We start from the raw sequence: 18,096 nt of genomic DNA, 5'->3' as shown, positions 1-18,096 counted from the left end.
TGGCTTCAATCAGGACGACTACTGATCCCCCGGGATTGAAACCACGCACTTCTCACCAGGTTTACGCACCGCTCGTGAGCGCCGTTGCGTGTGGATCACCGGCGATCACCGCGGGTTGCCAGCTCGGCTAGTGGTCCAGCGGGTGCTGGGCCAGCCACGCACCCGCCACCGCGGCCGGATCGGCCCCCTTGTCGACCTGACCGATCATGTCGGTCAGCGTCGCGGTGTCCAGTTCACCGGCAATTCCGTTGAGCGCCAACACCTGCTGCTCAGCGAGAACGTTGCGCCGATACAGCGGCACCACGTTCTCGGCGCGGATCAGTGCGGTCCGGTCGGTCAGCACCGTCACGCCGGACGGCGCGGCCGGCGCCGCGGTCGAGGTCCACGCCACGGTCACCGCACCCGCCTTGAGTGCGTCGAAAAGGCTTGCGGTGTCCTTGAATTCACGAGCGGCCGGCAGGACGCAGTCGCCCACGCGAGCCGGGTGCGCGTCCCCCGTCACCACTCCGACCGAGAGTCCGGCGCAATGGCCCGGCAGCGCCGCGACATCCTTTGCGCCCCAACGGTCCGCGGTGGCCGCGGCGACCGCCGCAGCCGGCTTGTCCTGCGCCGACGCGGTGTAATCGGCGGCGGCGACGCCTTCGGGCAGCGCCGAGATCATCGACCGGTACACCTGTTCGTCGGCCCGTGCCGTGGCGTGTGGGACGAACCTGGCGAGCAGTTCGCCGGTCAGCCCCGGCGCCACCGTCACATCGGCGGAGTCCAGGGCCGCAACAGGATCCGGGACCAGGTGCACCCGGGTCGGGATACCGAAATATCCCAGTGCGGCCGAGTACAGATGAGCGAGCAGTTTCGACTCGCTGGTCGGCGCGGCGCCGACGGTCACCGCCGGCGGCCCCGGCACGGATTGCCCGCTGCTGCAGCCCGCCGTCGCCGCGGTGAGCAGTGCGGCCAGCGCCACACCGCCCGCCGCGACCCGGCGGCTCATGGTGCTCAGGCTTGCGACGCGGCGGCCACCGCGGCCGCCACGGCCGGACCCACGCGCGGGTCGAGCGCGCTGGGCACGATGTAGTCGACCGACAGATCATCACCCACGACCGAGAAGATGGCTTCTGCGGCAGCCACTTTCATGGCCTCGGTGATCCGGCGGGCACCGGCGTCCAGGGCGCCGCGGAACACGCCGGGGAACGCCAGCACGTTGTTGATCTGGTTCGGGAAGTCGCTGCGGCCGGTCGCCACGACGGCGGCGTACTTGCGGGCGACGTCCGGGTGGATCTCCGGGTCCGGGTTCGACAGGGCGAACACGATGGCGTTGGGCGCCATCTCGGCGATGAATTCCTCGGGCACCAGGCCGGCCGAGACGCCCAGGAAGACGTCGGCGCCGTCGAGCGCCTCGGCGATGCCGCCGGTCACGCCACGCGGGTTGGTGCGGCCGGCGAGCTCGGCCTTGAAGGAGTTCAGGTCGTCACGACCGGAGTGCACGACGCCCTTGCTGTCGAGGACGATGATGTCGCGAATGCCGCTGGCCAGCATGATGTTGGTGCAGGCCACACCGGCCGCACCGGCACCAGACACCACGACCTTGAGGTTGTGCATGTCGCGCTCGAGCACCTTGGTGGCGCCCAGCAGCGCGGCGAGCACCACGATGGCGGTGCCGTGCTGGTCGTCATGCATGACGGGGCAGTCCAGCGCCTCGATGACGCGGCGCTCGATCTCGAAACATCGCGGCGCGGAGATGTCCTCCAGGTTGACGGCGCCGAACGTCGGACGCAGCCGGATCAGGGTCTCGACGATCTCGTCGGGGTCCTTGGTGTCCAGCACGATCGGGATGGAGTCGAGGCCGCCGAAGGTCTTGAACAGGGCGCTCTTGCCCTCCATGACCGGCAGGGAGGCCGCCGGGCCGATGTCACCGAGGCCCAGCACCGCGCTGCCGTCGCTCACGACGGCGACCAGACGGTTGGCCCAGGTGTACTTCTTCGCCAGGGTCGCATCGGCCGCGATGGCACGGCTGACCTGCGCGACGCCCGGGGTATAGGCGATCGACAACGCGCGCTGGGTATCCAGCGGCTCGTTGAGGGCTACGGAGAGCTTGCCCCCTTCGTGGGCGGCGAAAATCTCCGCATCATCGATGACCACCTGGGGTGTGCGCACAGCACCTGACTTATCTGACACCGCGTCAGGCTACTTCACTCAATTGTTACTCGCCGGTTCCGCGTAGCATTTGCGACTGGTCTACTGATCCGAGAAGTCCGCCCCACGGGAGGTCAGCCGCATGCCCTCGTTCCGCGCACTCCAACCATCGAACTTCCGCCCGGTCCCGAAAAAGGCGCCTGCCGGGCTCGATGCCAGCTCCATCCACGTGCCGGTCACCCGCGCCACCGTCGACTGCGGCGTCTACTCCATGGGCGCGCGGCTACCCGGCAAATACACCCACGGCGCAGCCGTCTCCAAGGTGCGCGAACTGCGCGCGGCCGGCGCGGAGGCCTTCGTGTGGATCGGGCTCCACGAGCCCGACCAGCACCAGATGCAAGCCGTCGCCGACGTCTTCGGGCTGCACGAACTGGCCGTCGAGGACGCGGTCTGCGCCCATCAGCGGCCCAAGCTGGAGCGGTACGACCAGACCCTGTTCCTGGTGCTCAAGACGGTCAGCTACATCGAGCACGAGTCCGTGGCCAATGCCCGGGAGATCGTCGAGACGGGCGAGATCATGGTGTTCGTCGGCCCCGAGTTCGTGGTCACGGTCCGGCACGGTGAACACAGCGGACTGGCCGGCGTGCGGCACCGACTGGACGAGTCCCCCACCATCCTGACGCTGGGCCCCTACGCGGTGATGCACGCCATCGCCGACCATGTGGTGGACAGCTATCTCGATGTCACCGCGCTGGTCGAGACCGACATCGACGCCATCGAGCAAGCCGTGTTCTCGCCGCACACCCAGACCGACATCGAGAGCATCTACCTGCTCAAGCGCGAAGTCGTCGAGCTGCGGCACTCGGTGAACCCCCTGACGATGGCACTGCAGCGGCTGCTGTCCGACCACCACGACCTGATCTCGAAGGAAGTCCGCCGCTACATCCGCGACGTCCACGACCACAACAGTCAGGCCGCCGACCAGATCACCGGCTTCGACGACATGCTGAGCTCGCTGGTGCAGGCCGCGCTCGGCAAGGTCGGCATGGAACAGAACGCGGACATGCGCAAGATCTCGGCGTGGGTCGCCATTGCCGCGATGCCCACGATGATCGCCGGCATCTACGGCATGAACTTCGACAACATGCCCGAACTGCATTGGCATTACGGCTATTTCGCCGTCCTGACGGTGATGGTGCTGGTGTGCACGGGCCTGTACCGGACCTTCCGCCACAACCACTGGCTGTAATCATGGCGAACGCGTGGCAACGCGCGAGTGAACGGCATCTTTCGTAAAACGCGTCGCGGGATGCCGCAGGCCAGTCATGATTTCGAGATGAAGCTCGGAACCAAATCCCTTGCGGTGGCGGTTGCCATCGCAAGTGCTGCGCTTGCCGGCGTCGCCGCGCCGGCCGCCCACGCCAATGGCGCGGACGCCGTGATCAGAGACCTCGAGGCCGAGGGCTACACCGTCAGGATCAACTGGCTCAACGGCAACAAGCCGGTGCTCCTGCCCCGCTGCACCGTGGTCCGGGTCAACAACCCGTCCTCCGACGAACCCGCCGAGGGTGACGTCGTGTGGGCTGACGTCGCCTGCCCCAACAACACCTCGTAGCGGTCAGCTGGGCTCGGCGGCCCGGCGCCGCTGATCGAGGACGTCGACACCGTCCTGCCGCCAGGCGTCACGCATGGCGTCCGCACCCTTGAGCCGCACCCAGGCGGCCTCGGTGGCGGTGATGGGTGTGGCACTCAGGATCCGCACCGGCTGATACGGCTCGGGCAGCTCGACGTCGCCGATCTCGCTGGCGCCCAACAGGAATGCGGTGAAGGCCGCGCCCTGCCAGACCGGCTGCTGGAGATCGATCAGCGCATCCGGTTCCAGGATCAGGCCTTCGACGGCCGGCGCCGATGCCAGCACCGCGATCGAGCGGGCCAGTGCCGTCGGCGTCGGGCCACGCAGGGACAGCACCGCCTCCGCCCGCGGGCCGCTGACCCCGTCGGCCACCATGTCCATCGGGTCGGTCATGGGGTAGCGCGAACAGCCCAGCGACGCATAGTGATACACATCGCCGTCGGTCGGCCCGTAACGCAGCACCTCGATGGGGTCGGCGCCGAGGAAGGTGACGCTGGCGCCGACCGGCTCGGCGGTGCTGCCACGCTCGGCGAAATGCGTTGTCAGACGGGCGCGCACCGCGCTGAGAACGTCGGTCACTGCGCCAATGACAGGTTGCGACCCGTCGCCGGGTCGAACAGCGTCAGTTTGGACGTGTCCAGGGCCAGCTCGACCCGACTGCCCGCCGTCGCGGACGACTTGGCCGAAACCCGTGCCACGTAAGTGCTTTCGCTCGATCCGGCGTCCGCGGTGTCGTCGGCCAGCTGATCCAGCTGCGCCGCCTGGGCGCCGGCTCCTTCGAGCCGGAAGTGCACGTACTTGTCCGCGCCGAGCGATTCCACCAGCTCGGCGTCGACCTCGAAGGTCAGCGACTGGATGCGCGCGTAGGCGTCGATCACCGAGGCGTCGTCGAACTGCTCAGGACGCACGCCCGCGATCAGGTCGGCCGACGGTCGCTGCTGGTCCAGCGCCGCGCGGGCCTCGTCGCTCAAGGTGACCTCACCGAACGGCAGCTGCACCCCGACGTCGGTCCGCGTGGCCGGGAAGAAGTTCATCGACGGGGAGCCGATGAAGCCCGCGACGAACAGGTTCGCCGGCTCGTTGTACAGCTCGTCGGGGGTGCCGACCTGTTGTGCGACACCGCCGCTCATCACCACGACGCGGTCCCCCAGCGTCATCGCCTCGGTCTGGTCGTGCGTGACGTAGACGGTGGTGGTGCCGAGGCGGGCCTGCAGCCGGGCGATCTCGGTGCGCATCTGCACCCGCAGCTTGGCGTCCAGGTTGGACAGCGGCTCGTCCATCAGGAAGGCCTTGGGACTGCGCACGATGGCGCGTCCCATCGCCACGCGCTGACGCTGGCCACCGGACAGCTGGGCGGGCTTGCGGTCCAGAAGTGCGGTCAGGTCAAGGATTTTCGCGGTCTCCTCGACCTTGGCCGCGATCTCGGCCTTCGGCATCTTCGCGAGGGTGAGCGGGAACGCGATGTTCTGCCGCACCGTCATGTGCGGGTAGAGCGCATAGGACTGGAACACCATCGCGATGTCCCGGTCGCGGGGCTCCTTCTCGTTGACCCGCTCGCCACCGATGCGCAGTTCGCCGGAGCTGATGTCCTCCAGGCCGGCAATCATGTTGAGAGTGGTGGATTTTCCGCACCCCGACGGCCCGACCAGGATCAGGAACTCACCGTCGGCGATGGTGAGCGACAGGTCCTGCACGGCCGTGGCGCCGCCGTCGTAACTCTTGGTGACGTTCTCCAGAACGATTTCGGCCATGAACTACCCCTTCACCGCACCGGACGTCAGGCCCGCGACGATCCGTCGTTGGAAGATGAGAACAAAGATGATGATGGGCACCGTGATGACCATCGCCCCGGCGGCGATGGAACCGGTCGGCTCCTCGAATTGCGAACTGCCCGTGAAGTTCGCGATCGCCACCGGCGCGGTGATGGCGCGCTGGGTGGCGGTCAGCGACAACGCCAGCAGCAGGTCGTTCCAGGCGAAGATGAACACCAGGATCGCTGCCGTGACGATGCCGGGCGCGGCGAGTGGTGCGATGACCTTCCGGAAGGCCTGCCCCGGCGTGGCACCGTCCATCTTGGCGGCCTTCTCCAAATCCCAGGGGATTTCCCGGAAGAACGCCGACAGGGTGTAGATCGCCAGCGGCAACGCGAAGGTGATGTACGGCAGGATCAGACCCGGCCAGGTATCGAAGAGCCCGACGGTGCGCTCGATGTTGAACAACGGAGTCACCAGCGAGATCTGCGGAAACATCGCGATCAGCAACGACAGGCCGACCAACAGCCGCTTGCCCGGAAAGTCCAGCCGCGCCACGGCGTAGGCCGCCATGCCACCGATCGTCACCGCGATGGCGGTGGTGATCAGCCCGATGCCGATCGAGTTGATCAGTGCCGAGCCGAAGCCGCCGCCGGTGAAGATGCCCTTGTAGTTGTCGAACGTGACCTGACGCGGAATCAGGTTGCCGTCCTTGACCGTTGACGTCGGCTTGAGGGACAGCGAGAAGATCCACAGCACCGGCAGCAGCGCGTAGACCACCACCAGGACGTTGACCACGCCCCAGCCGGCGAGCTGGCCACCACGTGTCTGATCGCTCATGTCACCGCACCTCGGCTTCCGCACCGGGCGCCGCGGCACCGAAGATCTTGATGTAGATGAACGCGATGATCGCGACGGTCGCGAAGATCAGGACGCTGATCGCCGATCCCAGGCCGATGTTGAACGCCTTGAACAGGTTGTCGTAACCCAGGATCGACACCGAGCCGGTGTTGTTGGTGCCGCCGGTGAGCACGTAGATGTTGTCGAAGATGCGGAACGCATCGAGCGTGCGGAACAGCAGCGCCACCAGGATCGCCGGCTTCATCAGCGGCAGCGTGACTTTCGCGAACCGCTGCCAGCGGCCCGCGCCGTCCATCTGGGCGGCGTCGAGCAGTTCCCGCGGCACCAGCACCAGCCCCGCCAACAGCAGCAGCGACATGAACGGCGTCGTCTTCCACACCTCGGCGAGCACCACGATGGCCAGCGACGGCAGCTGTTCGGTCAGCGGCGCGCTGCCCGTGGGCAGCAGATTCGCGAGGTAGCCGGTGCCCGGCGTCCACGCGTAATACCAACTGTAGGAAGCGGCCACGGTCACGATGCCGTACGGGATCAGGATGGCGGTGCGCACCACCGAGCTGCCGAAGACGGTCCGGTGCATCACCACCGCCAGCGTCATGCCGAGCACGAACTCGATGGCCACCGACACCACCGTGATACCGAGCGTGACCACGAAGGCCGTCCACCAGTAGTGGTCGGTGAGGATCGTCGCGTAGTTGTCCAGACCCACGAACCGGGTCTCCGCCGGCGCGGCGAGGTTGTCCCGGTGCAGGCTCAGCCACACCGCGTAGGCGACGGGATACGCGGCCACCGCCAGCATCACCAGCACGGCGGGCGCGATCAGCGCATAGGCGAGGCGCCTGTCGGCGGTTCCACGGCTCACGGGATCAGCCCCTTGCCGTCGATCGCCTGTTGCACCTCGGAGGCCAGCTTGTCGGCGGTGCGCTGCGGGTCGATCTTGGTGATCGGGGCCAGCGTCGCCGAAATCCGCGTCGACACCGCCTGATACTGCGGCGTGGCCGGCCGCACCGCGGCATCCGCGAGCTGGCGACGGATCACCGCGTACTGCGGATACTTGGCCTGGAACTTGGGATCGTCGTACAGCGACGCGCGCACCGCGGGCAGCCCGCCCTCCACCGACGTGAACTCCTGATTGGCCGCGCTGCGCATGCACCGGATGGCCTCGAAGGCCTCGGCCTTGTGCGTACTGTCCTTGCCCACAGCCAGATTCAGCCCACCGATGGTGACCTTGGCCGGCACCCCGGGCTGCACCCCCGGGTAATCCGCGAAGCCGAACACCTTCTTGCTCTCGTCGTAGGCCGTCGTGAACTGCGCATCGTCGGGCGCGAAGGTACCGACGTCGTTGATGGCGCTCTTGAGCTCCGCGCGCTCGTTCAGCGGCAGGAACGGCACGCCACCCTTGACCGCGTTCTCCAGCAGTGACGGCAGCACGAACGGCCAGTTCACCTCGAGCGCGGCCTTGCCCTGCTCGAGTGCCAGCCGGGCCGTCCCCTCGTCGGTCTGGGTGATGGACGGGTCGGCGCCGGGCGCGGTGGCCACCGACTTGATGACCTGCAGCGCCTTGACGGTCGCGGCGCGATGCTCGGGGGTGTCGGTCAGGGTGACGGTCTTGCCGTCGTCGGACAGCACGCTGCCGCCGGCGCTGGTCAGCAAGGTGTTGAACCAGACCACCAGGCCCTCGTACTGCTTGCCCTGCACGGCGATCCAGCTGGGTCCACCGGCGGCGTGCAGCTTGGTCGCCTGCGCCACCATGTCATCCCAGGTCGCCGGCGGCTCGGGCATCAGATCGGCCCGGTACCAGAGCATTTGGGTGTTGGTCGTGATGGGCGCGGCGAACAGGCGGCCCTGCCACTGCGCCGTCTTGAGCGGTCCGGGCAGGGTGTCGTCGGCGGCGTCGGCTTCCGCTTTTCCGGCCGGGTCGTCGGCCAGCGGCACGGCCCAGCCGGCTTCGGCGAACTCCGCGGTCCACACCACGTCCAGGCCCATGATGTCGAGGGTCTTGTCGTTGCCGGTCAGCCGGCGGGCCAGCTGCAGCCGCTGATCGTCGGCGCCCTTGGGCAGGCTGATCTGCTTGATGCTGAAGCGGCCGCCGAGTTCGGCGTTGCACCGCTTGGCGACGGCCGAGAACGTCGCCATCTCATTGGCCGAGGTGTAGAAGTTGACGACGGTGCCGCCCGCACCGGAACCGCAGGCGGATACCAACGTGGCGGCCGTGCACGCCGCCGCACCTGATGCCAGCGCAGCCCGCAGCTTTCCCGCGCGCACCACGGACGCCTCCTGTCTCACGGGAACCTCCCGCGCGCAAACCGTAGAGCGCAGAAGGTGTGCCGTGCAACATATCGGCGACGTCAGGAGCCGATCGTGTGCCTGAGCGGCGAGCCAGGTGCGGATCAGGCGGCGGGGCCGGAGGGGATCAGGCGGCGGGGCCGCCGGCCACTACAGCGAAAGGCGGCCCAGCAGGTCGCGGCCCTGCTCGGCACAAACCGGATCGCACAGGACGTCGTAGCGACCCGCGACGAGCTGCATGGTGGAGCTGAAATCCCTTGTGCCGCGCGACATCGCATACTGCACGCCCGAGGTGATCAAGCCGAAGAAGATGCCGGCGATCAGGCCGGTGAACAGCGAGCCCCACGCGTTGGTGCCGAAAAGCCCGAGCACCAGCCCGATGAACAGACCCAGCCACGCACCGGTCAGGATGCCGCCGGTCAGCACCCGCGGCCAGGTGAGCCGCCCGGTGACGCGCTCCACCTGCATCAGGTCGACGCCCACGATGGTCACGTGCTGCACCGGAAACTCTTGGTCTGACAGGTAATCGACGGCGCGCTGCGCCTCGGCGTAGGTGGGGTAGGAACCGATGGGCCAGCCCTTCGGCGGAGTCGGCAATCCGGGCTGTCCACCCGGGCCCGGGGTCCGGTCGGGCTGCAGCGGATTCGTCATTCCCCTGGTCTCCTGTCACTCGCCTCGGAACGCGTTTCGGCTACCACGATGCCATGAACTCGTGCGCTAGGTTGGTCGGCATGACAAGTCCGGGCGGGCAGTCGGGCCAACCCTCCTGGGATCCGTCGGGGCCGGGCGGTTCCGCGCCCCGGCCGACCGGCACCGATGCCGAAGCGACCAGCGACTATCCGGTGTACGAATACCCCGCGATCGAAGAAACCGGGCCCACCGGTGCGCCCTGGCAGCAGCCGCCGCCCACCCCGGCGCCGCAGGTCCCGCCGCAGCCACCGACGGGTCCGTTTCCCGCACCTCCCGGGCCGCCGCCAGGCTTCTACGGCGCCCCGCCCGCGGGTCCGTACGGCCCACCGGCGACGCCCCCACCGCCACCGGGATTCCCACCGCCACCAGGATTTCCGCCGCCGGCCGGTTACCTGCCGCCGCCGCTGTACTCGTCGTACCCGGCACCGAGGTCCAGCGACGGCATGGCCATCGGGTCACTGGTGAGTTCACTGATCGCACTGCCGCTGTACTTCATCTGCTTCGTGTTCGGCCCGGCGGGCTCACTGCTCGGCATCATCTTGGGCATCGTCGCCTTGGCGCAGAGCAAGGGCCGGCCGCAGACCAACGGCAGGAACATGGCGATCGCAGGCATCGTCATCGGTGCCATCACCCTCATCGTCGGCCTGGTCGGCTTCGTGGTGCTGGTCGACTGGGCATCACGCCAAGACCCGACCTTGTGATCGGCGCACGGGTGAACCGGCTGGCGGTCGGCTCGGTCGTGTGCGCGCTGGCCGGCGTGGTGTTGGGCCCCGTGGCGCTCATCGGCGTCGGGCTCGGCGTGGTCGCCTACGAGCGCATCCCCGGCAGCGGCACCCGCGGGAGCCTGCTGGCCGTGATCGGCATCGTGTGCGGCGCGCTGGCGTTCCTGCTCAACCTGTTTCTGGTCGTCCTGATCCTCGGCGGCTAGGCCGGCCCGCTCACGCGGGCGGAGTGAACCGCTCGCCAGTGCGCGTCATCCCGGCCGCGCGGCCCTTGCCCGCGATCACGAGCGCCATCTTGCGGCTGGCCTCGTCGATCATCTCGTCGCCCAGCAGCACCGCGCCGCGGGCGCCGCCGGCCTGCGAGGTATGCCATTCGTAGGCCTCGAGGATCAGCTCGGCGTGGTCGTAATCCGCCTGCCGCGGACTGAAGATCTCGTTCCCGGCGGCGATCTGGTCGGGGTGCAGCACCCACTTGCCGTCGTACCCGAGCGCCGCGGTCTGCCCGGCGACGCGCGTGAACGCCTCGGTGTCCTTCACCTTGAAGTACGGGCCGTCGATGGCGTTGATGCCGTGTGCCCGCGCTGCCACCAGGATCGTCATCAGCACGTGGTGATAGGCGTCGCCGACGCCGTAACCGACAGGCTGCTCCCCCACGACCAGCGTGCGCATGTTGAGGCTCGCCATCAGATCGCCCGGCCCGAAGATCAGTGCCTGCACCCGCGGCCCGCCGGCGATGGCGTCGGCGTTGACGAGCCCCTTGGCGTCCTCGATCTGCGCTTCGATGCCGATGCGGCCGACGGGCAGTCCGTGCGTGCGCTCCAGCTGCGTCAGCAACAGATCGAGGGCCTGCACGTGCGAGACGTCGCTGACCTTCGGCAGCACGATGACGTCAAGCTCGCCACCGCCGCGCGCGACCGCGGTGACGACCTCGATCACGTCGGCGTACGTCCACGGTGTGGTCCAGTCGTTGACCCGGAGGCCGCGCAGCTGGCCCGCCCAGCCCGGCTCGCACAGCGCCTGTGCCACCCGCGTCCGTGCCGTGGCCTTGGCGTCGGCGGCCACCGCGTCCTCGAGGTCGAGGAACACCTGATCGGCGGGCAACGTCTTCGCCTTGGCGATCATCTTGTCGCTACTACCCGGGACGGACAGGCAGGTACGGCGGGGCCGATACAGGTTCTCCACGACCCCACTCTCTACCCTGTGGTGCATGGTGGCGGTCAACAGGGTCTACGTGGCCAGACTCGCTGGACTGGTCGTGCTGGGCCCCGACGGAGAGTCGGTCGGCCGGGTCCGCGACGTGGTCGTGAGCATGGGCATCGTCCGGCACCAACCACGGGTGCTCGGCCTCGTCGTCGAGCTGACCACGCGCCGAAGGATTTTCGTCCCGATCCTGCGGGTGACGTCCATCGAGCACAACTCGGTCACCCTGACGGGGGCGACGATCTCGCTGCGCCGGTTCGAACAGCGCCCCGGCGAGGCCCTCGTGCTCGGACAGATTCTGGACACCCGTGTCCGCGTCACCGACCCACAGCTCGAACAGCTCGCCGGCGTCGACGTCGTCGTGGTCGACCTCGCAATCGAGCAGGCCCGCTCGCGCGACTGGCTGGTCACCCGCGTCGCGGTGCGCCACCGCCGGCTGGGCCGGCGCACCACGGTGCACGTGGTCGACTGGCAGAACGTCACCGGGCTGACACCGTCGGCGCTCGCGCTGCCGGGACAAGGGGTGGCACAACTGCTCGAGCAGTTCGACGGTCAGCGTCCGGTCGAGGTCGCCGACGCCCTGCGCGACCTGCCGGCCAAGCGCCGCCACGAAGTCGTCAAGGCCCTCGACGACGACCGCCTGGCCGACATCCTGCAGGAACTCTCCGAACCCGAACAGGCTGAGTTGCTCAACCAGCTGGGCACCGAGCGCGCCGCCGACGTGCTGGAAGAGATGGACCCCGACGACGCCGCCGACCTCCTCGGTGAGCTCGACGCCACCCGGGCCGCCGTGCTGCTGGACCGCATGGACCCCGAGGATTCCGAGCCGGTGCGCCGACTGCTGCAGCACTCGCCCGACACCGCCGGTGGTCTGATGACGCCCGAGCCCGTCGTGCTCACCCCGGATACCACCGTCGCCGAGGCACTGGCCCGCGTCCGCGACCCCGAGCTGACGCCGGCACTGGCGTCGCTGACGTTCGTCACCCGGCCACCGACCGCGACACCGACCGGCCACTACCTGGGCTGTGTACACACCCAGCGGCTGCTGCGCGAACCGCCTGCCAGCCAGGTCGGCGGCATCATCGACAGCGACCTGCCGGTGCTGTCCCCGACCAGCTCACTGGCCGAGGTCACGCGCTACTTCGCCGCGTACAACCTGGTGTCCGCACCGGTGGTCGACGACGAGAACCACCTGCTGGGCGCCGTCACCGTCGACGACCTGCTCGACCACCTGCTGCCGTCGGGCTGGCGCAGCGCGGACGAACCGGGGCCGGACTCGACGCAGGCCATCACTGACAACATCTCGGGAGCCGGCCGGTGAGCGAGCCTTCGGCGCGGCAGCGCCTGGACATCCCGCGCACGTCCCGTTTCCGGCTGACGCCGCGGGTCGACGTCGAGGCCGTCGGCCAGTTCAGTGAGTCGATCGCCCGGTTCCTGGGCACGGGCAAATATCTGCTCATCCAGACGGTGATCGTGGTCATCTGGATCGCCTTCAACCTGATCGCGATCAGCCTGCAATTCGACCCGTATCCGTTCATCCTACTGAACCTGGCGTTCTCGACCCAGGCCGCGTACGCCGCGCCGCTGATCCTGCTGGCACAGAACCGCCAGGAGAACCGGGACCGCGTGTCGCTCGAAGAGGACCGCCGGCGCGCGGCCCAGACCAAGGCCGACACCGAGTTCCTGGCCCGCGAACTGGCCGCGCTGCGACTGGCCGTGGGCGAGGTGGCGACCCGCGACTACCTCCGCCGCGAACTCGACGAGCTGCGGGCGTTGATTGCTCAGCAGAACGGTGGCAAGGGCGGATCCGGCAAACGCAAGACCGGAAAATCCCGGCCGCCGGTCGAGGACGACGACGCTTTCAGCGGCACTCCGGCCGACGCCGCCGACTCCGCCACCGCGGCCGAATAAGAGATTCTATTCTCCGGAATCATTGCTACGACAACCGACCGCGGAGTAGGTATGGTGACTTGGATCACAACACAGGTCACCGGGGTCACTCCGGTATTCCACTTTCATAGGATGGCTTAGTGCACAACGGGGGCGACACCGCTGATTTCGCGGACGACGCTGCGCCTACTACCGAATCCCACGCACTTTCCGGCGACTCCGCGCTGGTCGACGACACCATCGAGGATTACGACGCGGCCGTCGACGACGACACGGACATCGTTGCCGAACCCGCACCCGGCCGTCGCCGGCAGATCGCCAAGGCACTGCGCCGGCCGCTGGCCGGTGTCGCGGTCGTCGCGCCGCTGGTCCTGATGCTTGCCGTCGGCGGTTCGGCGCCGACTCGGCAAACAACCGCGCACACCAGCGCCACCACGGGCGTCACGCCGCTGGCGGCCGTCACCCCCACCACGCCCGGCCCCCGCAACCGGGCCGGTACGACGGTCGTCGCGTCCGATCAGATGCCCCGCGCGCTGCACATGGACCCCACCACCGCGCTGTCACCGCCGCCGGCGTCGCTGGTGATGGCGCCCGGCGGTCTGCGCATCCCGCCGGTCGTCCTCAACGCCTACCGCACCGCCGAGAAGATCATGGCGACCAACGCACCGGGCTGCGGGATCAGCTGGAACCTGCTGGCCGGTATCGGCCGCATCGAGTCCGGCCACGCCAACAGCGGCGCCACCGACGCGCGGGGCACGGCGCTCACCCCGATCCTCGGACCTGTCCTCGACGGCACGCTGGCCGGCAACGAGGTCATCGTGCAGAGCATCTCGGCCGGGCGGGTGACCTACGCGCGGGCGCTGGGACCCATGCAGTTCCTGCCCGGCACCTGGGCCCGGTACGCCGCGGACGCCATCGGCGACGGCAAGCCCGACGTGCAGAACGTCTACGACGCCTCCCTGGCCGCGGCGCGTTACCTGTGCAGCGGCGGGCTGAACCTGCGTGATCCGTCCCAGGTGCTGACCGCGATCCTGCGCTACAACAACTCGATGCCCTACGCCCAGAACGTGCTGGGTTGGGCCAAGGCCTACGTCACCGGTATCGCCCCGGTCGATCTGCCACCGATCGTCGGCCCGCCGCCCGCCATCGGCGACCAGCACCTGGACAACCCCGAGGGACTGGGGCCCGGACTGCCGATCAACGCCATGGGCCTGCCGTCCGACGATCCGCTGGCGATGACGCCCGCGCTGCAGATGGGTCGTATGGGTCCGCTGCCCGGCCCCGCCGAACCGAAACAGAACTGCGCGGTGTTCTGCCTGCAGGGCGGCCCGGTGCCGAGCGCGGCGCCCATCCCCGCCCCGGATGCGCCGGCACTGGACGCACCCGCACCCAACCCGTTCAACCTGCCGCCGTTCCTGCTGCCGCAAGCTCCGCCGCCCGCGCCCGTCGCGCCGGCACCGGCTCCCCCGGGACCCATTCCGATCACCGCAGTGGGCGTCGGCACGCCGGCCGCCGGCCCGGTCGGCGCCGCACCGGGACCCGCGCCCGGTCCGGCGGCGGTCCCGGCAGCACCGGCTCCCGCCGGTCCGCTGCCCGCGGAGGCCATGGGTCCGCCGCCGCCCGCCTTTCCTGGCCTACCATGACCAGCTGCCGGTGCGCTGACCGGCAGTTATAAACTCGCGAGTAATGTCTGCTGAGCTGAAAGCCGCCGTGCGCGCCGCACTGGGCAAAGTCATCGATCCTGAACTGCGCCGTCCGATCACCGAGGTCGGCATGGTCAAGGACATCACGGTCGAGTCCGATGGCGCTGTGCACGTCGAGATCTATCTGACCACGTCGGCCTGCCCGAAGAAAACCGAGATCACCGATCGGGTCACCGCGGCCGTCACCGACGTGCCGGGCACCGGGGCCGTCAAGGTCACCCTCGACGTGATGAACGACGAGCAGCGCGCCGAGCTGCGCAAGCTGCTGCGCGGCGACGACAAGGAACCGGTCATCCCGTTCGCCCAGCCCGGCTCGCTGACCCGGGTGTACGCCGTGGCGTCGGGCAAGGGTGGCGTCGGCAAGTCCAGCGTGACGGTGAACCTGGCAGCCGCGCTGGCCGCCAAGGGCCTGTCGGTCGGCCTGCTCGACGCCGACATCTACGGCCACTCGGTGCCCCGGATGATGGGTGTGCAGGATCGCCCCACCCAGGTGGATTCGATGATCCTGCCGCCGGTTTCGCACGATGTGAAGGTCATCTCCATCGCGATGTTCACCCAGGGCAACACCCCGGTGGTGTGGCGCGGGCCGATGCTGCACCGGGCGCTGCAGCAGTTCCTGGCCGACGTGTACTGGGGTGACCTCGACGTCCTGCTGCTCGACCTGCCGCCCGGCACGGGCGACATCGCCATCTCGGTGGCGCAGTTGATCCCAGGCGCCGAAATCCTCGTCGTCACCACACCGCAGATGGCTGCCGCCGAGGTCGCCGAGCGCGCCGGCGCCATCGCGGTCCAGACCCGTCAGCGCATCGTCGGCGTCGTCGAGAACATGTCCGGACTGACCCTGCCCGACGGCACCACGATGCAGCTGTTCGGCGCGGGCGGCGGCGCGCAGGTCGCCGAAAGCCTCACGCGCACAGTCGGTGCCGAGGTTCCGCTGTTGGGCCAGGTCCCGCTGGACCCGCAGCTCGTGAGCGCCGGCGACACCGGTGTGCCTCTGGTGCTGTCCGATCCCGACTCGGCTGCCGGAAAAGCACTGCGCGGTGTCGCCGACAAATTGTCCAGCCGCAAGCGCGGACTGGCGGGCATGTCGCTCGGGCTCGACCCGGCCGGGCGCTGACCCCTCCCTCGTCCGACAGGAAACCTCAAGTGACACATATCCATACGCGCAGCGGCGCACAGAACGTCGGCCTGCTGAGCGTGGCGGCCTACCGCCCGGGCCGCGTCGTCACCAACGACGAGATCTGTCAGACCATCGAGTCGTCGGACGAGTGGATCTACTCCCGCACCGGTATCAAGAACCGGCGATTCGCCGGTGCCGACGAGTCCGCCGTCACGATGGCGTGCGAGGCCGGGCGCCGGGCCTGTGCCGCGGCGGAGCTGTCCGGCTCGGACATCGACGCCGTCATCGTGGCCACCAGCACCAACTTCCGCAACACCCCGCCGTGCGGTCCTCAGGTCGCCACAGAGATTGGCGCACAGGGCATTCCGGCGTTCGACATCGCCGCGGGCTGTGCGGGATTCGGTTACTCGCTGGGCGTGGCCGCCGACATGATCCGATCCGGTAGCGCGGGCCGCATCCTCGTGGTGGGCTCGGAGAAGCTGTCCGACGCCATCGACATGACCGACCGCAGCAATGCCTTCATCTTCGCCGACGGCGCCGCCGCGGTGGTCGTCGGACCGACCGAGGAGCAGGGCATCGGGCCGACCGTCGCCGGCAGCGACGGCGAGCAGTCCAGCGCCATCGTGCAGGACCTCAGCTGGATCGACTACACCGAGAACCCCTCCGGCCCAAGGCCTTTCCTGCGCATGGAGGGCCAGACCGTCTTCCGCTGGGCGGCCTTCCAGATGGTCGACGTCGGCAAGCGCGCCATCGCTGCTGCCGGCCTGACGGTCGACGACATCGACGTGTTCATCCCCCATCAGGCCAACGGCCGGATCAACGAGCTGCTCACCAAGGGGCTCGGACTCAGCCCGGAAACCGTTGTCGCCCAAGATATCCAGGATGCCGGCAACACGTCGGCCGCCTCGATTCCGCTCGCGATGTACACCCTGCTGGACACCGGCGAGGCAAAGCCGGGCAGCGTTGCGCTACTCCTGGGGTACGGCGCGGGCCTGGCCTACGCCGCCCAGGTGATCCGGCTCCCCGGGTAGCACTCAGCCCGCCACGGCAGCCAGTTTGCGCTTCTCCTCGTAGAACCGCGCGCGCTCGTCGAGCATGCCCAGGAACCCGATCAGTTCCTCGCGCGCTCGCTCACCGACCGGTCCGAAATCGCCCCGCTCGAAGATGTTCCAGAAGCGCAGCACCGGCACCAGCACGTCGTCGTGATGGATGCGCAGGTCGTAGATGCCGGCCTTGGCGATGGTGAGCGCGTTCTTCGCGAAGTCGGCCATGCCCAGACCCGGCATGGCGAAGTTGATGACCTCGTCGCGGATGGCGACCATCGCGTCATCCGGGGCGATGTCGAGCGCCGCGGCCATCAGGTTGCGGTAGAAGACCATGTGCAGGTTCTCGTCGGTCGCAATCCGGGCCAGGAGCTGGTCGGCCAGCGGGCAGCCCGAGGCCCGGCCGGTGTTGCGGTGCGAGACGCGCGTGGCCAGTTCCTGGAACGACACATAGGCCAGCACCGACAGCGCGCTGCGATCCCCGGCGTCGTAGCCGGCGACGGTGTGCTCCATGCGCAGCCGCTCCAGGGCGACGGGATCGACGCCGCGAGTGACCACCAGATAGTCCCGCAGCGCGATGCTGTGGCGACCTTCCTCGGCCGTCCACTGCCCGATCCAGGTGCCCCAGGCGCCGTCACGCGAGAAGCGGGTGGCGATCTCGCGGTGATACAACGGCAGGTTGTCCTCGGTCAGCAGGTTGACGGTCAGGGCCGTCTTGGCGACCGGGTCCAGCGGCGAATCCTCCGGCTGCCAGTCCTCGCCACCGAGGAACGCGAAATCCCGCCCGCGGCTCCACGGCACGTAGTCGTGCGGGAACCATTCCTTCGCCATCTTCAGGTGCCGGTCGAGGTTCTGCGCGACGACGGGCTCCAGCTCGTACAGCACTGCGGCCTGGGTGTCCATGGGTCAATCCCTTCATCGGTGGTCGGCGTCGGTCCACACCTTCACGAACCTACGGTACCGTAACCTACGGTAGCGTAGGTTAGCGTTCGATGGCCAGATCATGACAACCAGTTCACGAAAAAGCCCGGCCTGTGGCGTGACCACAGACCGGGCTCTTTGATCAACGA

19 protein-coding genes are annotated in these 18,096 nt (G+C 68.6%); 9 read left to right on the top strand and 10 right to left on the bottom strand.

The window, feature by feature from the left end; genetic code table 11:
- Positions 1-127: 127 nt before the first annotated feature.
- Together ACJEIK_RS06310 and ACJEIK_RS06305 are read right to left on the bottom strand one after the other, a co-directional pair.
- A complete protein-coding gene (locus ACJEIK_RS06310; protein WP_061009865.1) occupies positions 128-988 on the bottom strand; it encodes a glycine betaine ABC transporter substrate-binding protein in 861 nt (286 codons plus the stop codon).
- Positions 989-993: 5 nt separating this feature from the next.
- On the bottom strand, positions 994-2,136 hold the full coding sequence (locus ACJEIK_RS06305) for an NADP-dependent malic enzyme (protein WP_061004157.1): 1,143 nt from the start codon (positions 2,134-2,136) through the stop codon (positions 994-996).
- 136 nt (positions 2,137-2,272) lie between these two features.
- Between ACJEIK_RS06305 and corA the strand changes: the two genes are divergently transcribed.
- On the top strand, positions 2,273-3,379 hold the full coding sequence (gene corA / locus ACJEIK_RS06300; protein WP_409431206.1) for a magnesium/cobalt transporter CorA: 1,107 nt from the start codon (positions 2,273-2,275) through the stop codon (positions 3,377-3,379).
- 87 nt (positions 3,380-3,466) lie between these two features.
- Positions 3,467-3,745 (top strand): hypothetical protein, encoded by a 279-nt coding sequence (locus ACJEIK_RS06295; RefSeq protein WP_409431205.1) that lies wholly within the window; start codon positions 3,467-3,469, stop codon positions 3,743-3,745.
- 3 nt (positions 3,746-3,748) lie between these two features.
- Here ACJEIK_RS06295 and ACJEIK_RS06290 read toward each other — a convergent pair whose 3' ends face one another.
- From ACJEIK_RS06290 to ACJEIK_RS06265, 6 genes are all read right to left on the bottom strand, one after another.
- Positions 3,749-4,342 (bottom strand): suppressor of fused domain protein, encoded by a 594-nt coding sequence (locus ACJEIK_RS06290; RefSeq protein WP_409431204.1) that lies wholly within the window; start codon positions 4,340-4,342, stop codon positions 3,749-3,751.
- On the bottom strand, positions 4,339-5,514 hold the full coding sequence (locus ACJEIK_RS06285) for an ABC transporter ATP-binding protein (RefSeq protein WP_064858965.1): 1,176 nt from the start codon (positions 5,512-5,514) through the stop codon (positions 4,339-4,341). Before ACJEIK_RS06285 ends, ACJEIK_RS06290 begins: the two co-directional genes overlap by 4 nt.
- A 3-nt stretch (positions 5,515-5,517) precedes the next feature.
- The gene (locus tag ACJEIK_RS06280) at positions 5,518-6,354 is read right to left on the bottom strand and encodes a carbohydrate ABC transporter permease (protein ID WP_409431203.1); all 837 of its coding nucleotides are present in this window, start codon (positions 6,352-6,354) and stop codon (positions 5,518-5,520) included.
- A 1-nt stretch (position 6,355) separates the two neighbouring features.
- Positions 6,356-7,234, bottom strand: a complete 879-nt coding sequence (locus ACJEIK_RS06275) for a carbohydrate ABC transporter permease (protein ID WP_061004138.1) — start codon at positions 7,232-7,234, stop codon at positions 6,356-6,358.
- A complete protein-coding gene (locus ACJEIK_RS06270; protein ID WP_374704282.1) occupies positions 7,231-8,640 on the bottom strand; it encodes an ABC transporter substrate-binding protein in 1,410 nt (469 codons plus the stop codon). Before ACJEIK_RS06270 ends, ACJEIK_RS06275 begins: the two co-directional genes overlap by 4 nt.
- A 168-nt stretch (positions 8,641-8,808) precedes the next feature.
- Positions 8,809-9,309: a general stress protein gene (locus tag ACJEIK_RS06265; protein WP_029121280.1), complete on the bottom strand. Its 501-nt coding sequence runs from the start codon at positions 9,307-9,309 to the stop codon at positions 8,809-8,811.
- 80 nt (positions 9,310-9,389) lie between these two features.
- Here ACJEIK_RS06265 and ACJEIK_RS06260 point away from each other — a divergent pair, with 80 nt between their 5' ends.
- Together ACJEIK_RS06260 and ACJEIK_RS06255 are read left to right on the top strand one after the other, a co-directional pair.
- Entirely contained in the window at positions 9,390-10,049 is a 660-nt protein-coding gene (locus ACJEIK_RS06260; protein WP_409431202.1) for a DUF4190 domain-containing protein, read from the top strand.
- Positions 10,046-10,276, top strand: a complete 231-nt coding sequence (locus ACJEIK_RS06255) for a DUF4190 domain-containing protein (RefSeq protein ID WP_061007142.1) — start codon at positions 10,046-10,048, stop codon at positions 10,274-10,276. Before ACJEIK_RS06260 ends, ACJEIK_RS06255 begins: the two co-directional genes overlap by 4 nt.
- Before the next feature lie 10 nt (positions 10,277-10,286).
- On the opposite strand, the gene ACJEIK_RS06250 is transcribed toward ACJEIK_RS06255, so the two are convergent.
- The gene (locus tag ACJEIK_RS06250) at positions 10,287-11,252 is read right to left on the bottom strand and encodes a CoA ester lyase (RefSeq protein ID WP_061007143.1); all 966 of its coding nucleotides are present in this window, start codon (positions 11,250-11,252) and stop codon (positions 10,287-10,289) included.
- Between the two features lie 25 nt (positions 11,253-11,277).
- On the opposite strand from ACJEIK_RS06250, the gene ACJEIK_RS06245 reads away from it, so the two are divergent.
- The 5 genes from ACJEIK_RS06245 to ACJEIK_RS06225 all read left to right on the top strand — a co-directional run bounded on the left by ACJEIK_RS06245 (position 11,278) and on the right by ACJEIK_RS06225 (position 17,014).
- The gene (locus tag ACJEIK_RS06245; protein ID WP_061007144.1) at positions 11,278-12,591 is read left to right on the top strand and encodes a magnesium transporter MgtE N-terminal domain-containing protein; all 1,314 of its coding nucleotides are present in this window, start codon (positions 11,278-11,280) and stop codon (positions 12,589-12,591) included.
- Entirely contained in the window at positions 12,588-13,181 is a 594-nt protein-coding gene (locus tag ACJEIK_RS06240) for a DUF1003 domain-containing protein (protein ID WP_409431201.1), read from the top strand. The genes ACJEIK_RS06245 and ACJEIK_RS06240 overlap by 4 nt, the downstream gene beginning before the upstream one ends.
- Positions 13,182-13,300: 119 nt before the next feature.
- A complete protein-coding gene (locus ACJEIK_RS06235; RefSeq protein ID WP_409431200.1) occupies positions 13,301-14,803 on the top strand; it encodes a lytic transglycosylase domain-containing protein in 1,503 nt (500 codons plus the stop codon).
- A 43-nt stretch (positions 14,804-14,846) separates the two neighbouring features.
- Complete coding sequence (locus ACJEIK_RS06230; RefSeq protein WP_061007146.1) at positions 14,847-15,980, top strand: Mrp/NBP35 family ATP-binding protein; 1,134 nt, start codon at positions 14,847-14,849, stop codon at positions 15,978-15,980.
- 29 nt (positions 15,981-16,009) lie between these two features.
- Complete coding sequence (locus ACJEIK_RS06225) at positions 16,010-17,014, top strand: beta-ketoacyl-ACP synthase III (protein WP_212812625.1); 1,005 nt, start codon at positions 16,010-16,012, stop codon at positions 17,012-17,014.
- Between the two features lie 3 nt (positions 17,015-17,017).
- Here the strand turns inward: ACJEIK_RS06225 and ACJEIK_RS06220 are convergent, their stop codons facing one another.
- Positions 17,018-17,929, bottom strand: coding sequence for an acyl-ACP desaturase (locus ACJEIK_RS06220; protein ID WP_409431199.1), 912 nt, complete (start codon positions 17,927-17,929; stop codon positions 17,018-17,020).
- Positions 17,930-18,096: the final 167 nt, after the last annotated feature.

The organism is Mycobacterium sp. SMC-16 (genome assembly GCF_046250085.1).
Taxonomy (GTDB): domain Bacteria; phylum Actinomycetota; class Actinomycetes; order Mycobacteriales; family Mycobacteriaceae; genus Mycobacterium; species Mycobacterium phocaicum.
This window is presented reverse-complemented; position numbering and strand designations above follow the sequence as displayed.

Bases quoted from the DNA above. Each gene is read 5' to 3' on its own strand.
- ACJEIK_RS06310 (WP_061009865.1), bottom strand. From the start codon at position 988: ATGAGCCGCCGGGTCGCGGCGGGCGGTGTGGCGCTGGCCGCACTGCTC.
- corA (WP_409431206.1), top strand. From the start codon at position 2,273: ATGCCCTCGTTCCGCGCACTCCAACCATCGAACTTCCGCCCGGTCCCG.
- ACJEIK_RS06295 (WP_409431205.1), top strand. From the start codon at position 3,467: ATGAAGCTCGGAACCAAATCCCTTGCGGTGGCGGTTGCCATCGCAAGT.
- ACJEIK_RS06285 (WP_064858965.1), bottom strand. From the start codon at position 5,514: ATGGCCGAAATCGTTCTGGAGAACGTCACCAAGAGTTACGACGGCGGC.
- ACJEIK_RS06280 (WP_409431203.1), bottom strand. From the start codon at position 6,354: ATGAGCGATCAGACACGTGGTGGCCAGCTCGCCGGCTGGGGCGTGGTC.
- ACJEIK_RS06265 (WP_029121280.1), bottom strand. From the start codon at position 9,309: ATGACGAATCCGCTGCAGCCCGACCGGACCCCGGGCCCGGGTGGACAG.
- ACJEIK_RS06260 (WP_409431202.1), top strand. From the start codon at position 9,390: ATGACAAGTCCGGGCGGGCAGTCGGGCCAACCCTCCTGGGATCCGTCG.
- ACJEIK_RS06245 (WP_061007144.1), top strand. From the start codon at position 11,278: ATGGTGGCGGTCAACAGGGTCTACGTGGCCAGACTCGCTGGACTGGTC.
- ACJEIK_RS06230 (WP_061007146.1), top strand. From the start codon at position 14,847: ATGTCTGCTGAGCTGAAAGCCGCCGTGCGCGCCGCACTGGGCAAAGTC.
- ACJEIK_RS06220 (WP_409431199.1), bottom strand. From the start codon at position 17,929: ATGGACACCCAGGCCGCAGTGCTGTACGAGCTGGAGCCCGTCGTCGCG.